At 45.2% G+C, this 4,047-nt stretch carries 4 protein-coding genes; all 4 read right to left on the reverse strand.

Features of this window, described 5'->3' with window-relative positions; translation table 11 throughout:
- Window positions 1-282, reverse strand: a 282-nt coding sequence (locus tag RYL27_RS11140; RefSeq protein ID WP_314967193.1) for an ATP-binding cassette domain-containing protein, incomplete at its 3' end; no start/stop codon positions are given.
- Between the two features lie 15 nt (window positions 283-297).
- Window positions 298-540 carry a hypothetical protein gene (locus tag RYL27_RS11540; RefSeq protein WP_331667082.1) on the reverse strand — a complete coding sequence of 81 codons (243 nt, stop codon included), beginning with the start codon at window positions 538-540 and terminating at the stop codon, window positions 298-300.
- 299 nt (window positions 541-839) lie between these two features.
- Window positions 840-2,150, reverse strand: coding sequence for an N-acetylmuramoyl-L-alanine amidase family protein (locus tag RYL27_RS11150; protein WP_314967194.1), 1,311 nt, complete (start codon window positions 2,148-2,150; stop codon window positions 840-842).
- 98 nt (window positions 2,151-2,248) lie between these two features.
- Entirely contained in the window at window positions 2,249-3,451 is a 1,203-nt protein-coding gene (locus RYL27_RS11155; RefSeq protein WP_314967195.1) for a Gfo/Idh/MocA family protein, read from the reverse strand.
- Window positions 3,452-4,047: the final 596 nt, after the last annotated feature.

Consider the following 4,047-nt stretch of genomic DNA (forward strand, 5'->3'; position numbering starts at 1 on the left):
CCATCCGGTAAGATAATCATAAACATTCACACTGGATTCCAGCAAAGCATTTACCCTGGAAAAATACTCCTTGTTTTTATACGTAAAAATGTCTCGTCCGTCCAAGAGTATAGAGCCCGAATCTGCCTGCATCATTCGCAGAATACAGTTAATTAAGGTAGTCTTTCCGGCTCCATTATTCCCCAGCAAACAGACGATTTCTCCTTCATTGATGGAAAAATTCAGATTTTTCAAAACTTCTTTTGCCTTAAATCTTTTCTTCAAGTCCTTGATTTCCAGCATTTACTACCTCCTTTCCTATCCGGTAGTTGCAACTGATATCGCGATACCATCATTGGATTTACATCCTGACATAATCAGTAGCTGATTCGTCCAACTCAATTGTGTCACCAGTGGTGACACAATTTCATTTCCTACACATAGCATCATTAGAATAAAAATCAACTCTGTACTACCCATATAATCAATAATTTTCTGGTCAACCTCAAGCTCTTTCCTTGCGTGAATATCCTCCACATCAAGTCCACCATACAGTCCCATATATCCTGCATTTTGAAATATTGCAAATTCCTCATTCGTTATAACCCCGGCATCATTCGCCGCTTCCGCTAAAAGTTGATTCCACTGTTTAATATCGCCCCTGCCTCCACGATTTTCCTGACCTCAGGAAAATCGCTAAACATTACATAACACTTTCTCCTATAGCTTTATCCCCGCAAAAAGGCAATACTTTTCGATAAAAAATTTAGACCTTCCAAGATATCTCTATCCCGGAAGGCCCACAAAAATATGCTTTAAAATATCTCTTTTAGCATACTGTCCTGTATTTCTTTTTTGAATTACTTTACCCACTGTCCTCTTTCATTTAAACGGAAGCCGGAAATAGTAGTGTTCTTCGCCATTGCCCCGTCCTCTCTGAAATAGTAGTAAACCGTGTTTCCATTTTCCTGTAAGGAAATCCAGCCTGTTCTCATGGCACCCGAATTGTCAAAGTAATACTGCTCCTTGCCGATCTGCATGATGCCGTTGGAAAGCATAGCTCCACAGCGACCATCCTTTTCCGGACGAAGATAATACCACTTCTGGTCAATCAATCTCCAGCCGGTCTTCATATCTCCGTTGACAGGATCCAAATAGTACCAGTCTCCGTAGCTGTTCTTAAACCATCCGGTTTCCATCTCCGCCTGTCCGTTGAAATGATACCAATGTCCATTCCACTCTACCCAGGTATTGATGGCAGGCTGGCTGTTGGGGAAACGGAAATACCACTTTCCGTTGCTTTGGCTAAAGCCGATGGTACCGGGAATATTGGCGGTGCCGGAATTGTTCTGTCCGCTCTGGCCCTGTACCTGATTCTCACTGTATTTTCCTTCTCCGTTGGAACGGGTGCTCTGCTGGATATCCAGAACCTCGGACTCCGCTTCTTCGGAGGACTTTCCTGACTTCTTCTGCTCCTCGGTATAAGGAATGGTCTTTACGGAAAATGTATAGCTTCCCTCCTCTGTCATCCAAGGATAAAAATTCAGACTTAACGCATCTGTGGTAATCTTTGCCAGTCTTCTGCCTTCCTTGAAAAGACTGACCTCATAGACGCCGGAACCGTTTTCCGGAGCGCTCCAACGAGCTCTTCCCAAGGAATTATTGTCCCACTGCAAATTGTCCGCCATGGAATACTGCCCCTGCACTGCCCGTAGCTGAATCAGAAGCTCCAGCTCCGTAGAACTGATTCTCTTGGCACTAATCAGAGTTCCGTTAGTCACACGGACATTGTTGCTATTATAGGCACCGAAGAACTGGTAATAAAGGGTGTCTCCATTACTCTTATCCCGGCTGTCCGCCACAAGATAAAGCTGCACCTTCGGGGTACTTCCCACGGTAATGTCTCCTGCATTTCCGCTGTCTACCCATTGAACCGCGTCCACATGATATTTGTCACTGTCCCCTGTGGAAAAATCACCTTCGCTGATATTGCCAAGGCTGTCTCCCGGATCCAGATTCCGAAGTCTTTCCTCCACCTTAATCCGAATCATATTGATATTGCTGATGCTATCCCTCGCAAAAGCAGGTATGCTCAAAGAAAAAAGCATTGTGGCCATAAAGGCTAAAGACAGCCCCAGGCGCTTTCCTGTATTTTGAAAAAATCTAATCATACAAAACCTCCTGTTCACATTTCCTCCTAGTATAAGACGGGGGCATAAGGGAAAACAAGTGCTTTTCTCTTACGATTCCGGAACAGCGGCGCGTTCTTTTAAGTCCTCTTTATCCACTTTCCATTGGTAAAGTCGGGAATGGCTACCGGCTGTCCCCCAAGAGCAATAGATTCCTCCGCCAGAGCGGTAATGCTCATCCAGCTGGCCATATCATACACATCAATAGGCATAGGCAGGTCTTCCTGAAGACAGCGAACAAAGTCAGAGAAAATCAGGTAGTCCATGCCTCCATGTCCCTTCTTCACCCCCGCCTTGAGATATTCTCTCCACACAGGATGCTCATATTTTTCCCGGAAACGCTCCACATTTCCCCACTGCTTCTTCCATTCAAAATGATCCTTTGCCCCCTCATCCCCATCCAGGAAAATGGAAGCATTGTCCTCCATATACATCCCCTTGGTGCCCTGCACAGTAAAGCCCCTGGAATAGGCTCTGGGCAGGGTGGTATCCAGCGTTAGCAAAATGCTTTCCCCGTTACTGCATTTGATGATGGTATTGACCACATCTCCCTGCTGAAATACCGTGTTTTGCAATGCCTTGTCCTCCGGCTTCTTTTCCTTGATATACTCTCTAAGTCCTGCTGCCTTGGAAGCCATGGAGCAAAGGCTTAGCATACGGTTTCCCCGGTTGATATGCAGCAGCTTGGCAATGGGACCAAGCTCATGGGTAGGATAATTTTCCGTATTCCGATGAATATAATTGTCCAAACGGTAATGACGGTTTTCCTTTCCAAAGGAGATTTCTTCCCGCAAATCATGCTTGTATCCACCCTCACAATGCACGATTTCTCCCAGTACCCCTTCCTCTACCATACGATAAACCATCATCTCGTCTCTGCCATAGACACAGTTTTCCATAAACATGATGGGAGTCTTCGTTTCTTCATAGCAATCCACCAGCTTCCAGCACTCCGACAGGGTATAGGCTCCCCCTACCTCGGAGGCCACTGCCTTTCCTGCCCGCATGGCCGCCATGGCTATTTCACTGTGGGTATCCCAGGAGGCACAAATCAAGACAGCATCCAGCTCCTCCATGGAAAGCATTTCCCTATAGTCGGAAAAGGTCTTCGGTCTTTCTCTTCCCATCTCTACAAGGGCATTGGCCACCTCCTCCTGCCGATCCTTATAAACATCACAAAGGGCAATAAAATCCACATCCGGATGCTCGGAATACACATTTTTTACTAAGTCTGCCCCTCTTTGTCCAAGTCCGATTACCCCAAGCTTCACTTTCTTTCCCATAAGCTATCCTTTCCCGCCGTAACATCGTGCCATTTGTCCTAATTCTATCCATCATTCTATCACGATTCCATTTCAGAAAGCTTTCCCCAATGAATAAAAGATTTTCACTATCGCATACAGAAGCCCCTGCCCGGAAAAGCATATCCGAACTATCTTTTTTCAACAAAAAAGTACAGTAGTAGGCACACAAATACCATAACTACTGCACTTTCATTACAAACAGCTTTTCAACAATATAGGTCTGAAAAGGGGAGTCTGAGCCATATCTTACTTATGCCTTACTCACTAACAGCCAACAAAAAAGGAGTTGCGAAGAACTATCATAGCCGGTTGTCAGCAATATAGGACTGAAAAGGGGAGTTTGAGCCATATCTTGCTTATGCCTTACTTACTAATAGCCTACAAAAAAGAAGCTGCGAAGAATTATCTTAGACAGGTTTTCGGTAATATAGGTCTGAAAGGGGGTAGTCTGAGCCCGTCAGTACTTACTGAAAGCGAGCTAAAGCGAAGCTCGAAGTTAGTACTGCTACGAGGCGAAGCTAGCGAGAGCGTGCCCCATTTTCAGACCTATATTACATAGAAAACCGTCTTACTTC

It is taken from the genome of Oribacterium sinus (assembly GCF_963537195.1).
Lineage (GTDB): Bacteria > Bacillota > Clostridia > Lachnospirales > Lachnospiraceae > Oribacterium > Oribacterium sinus_A.

Bases quoted from the DNA above. Each gene is read 5' to 3' on its own strand.
- RYL27_RS11540 (WP_331667082.1), bottom strand. From the start codon at position 540: ATGGGACTGTATGGTGGACTTGATGTGGAGGATATTCACGCAAGGAAA.
- RYL27_RS11150 (WP_314967194.1), bottom strand. From the start codon at position 2,150: ATGATTAGATTTTTTCAAAATACAGGAAAGCGCCTGGGGCTGTCTTTA.
- RYL27_RS11155 (WP_314967195.1), bottom strand. From the start codon at position 3,451: ATGGGAAAGAAAGTGAAGCTTGGGGTAATCGGACTTGGACAAAGAGGG.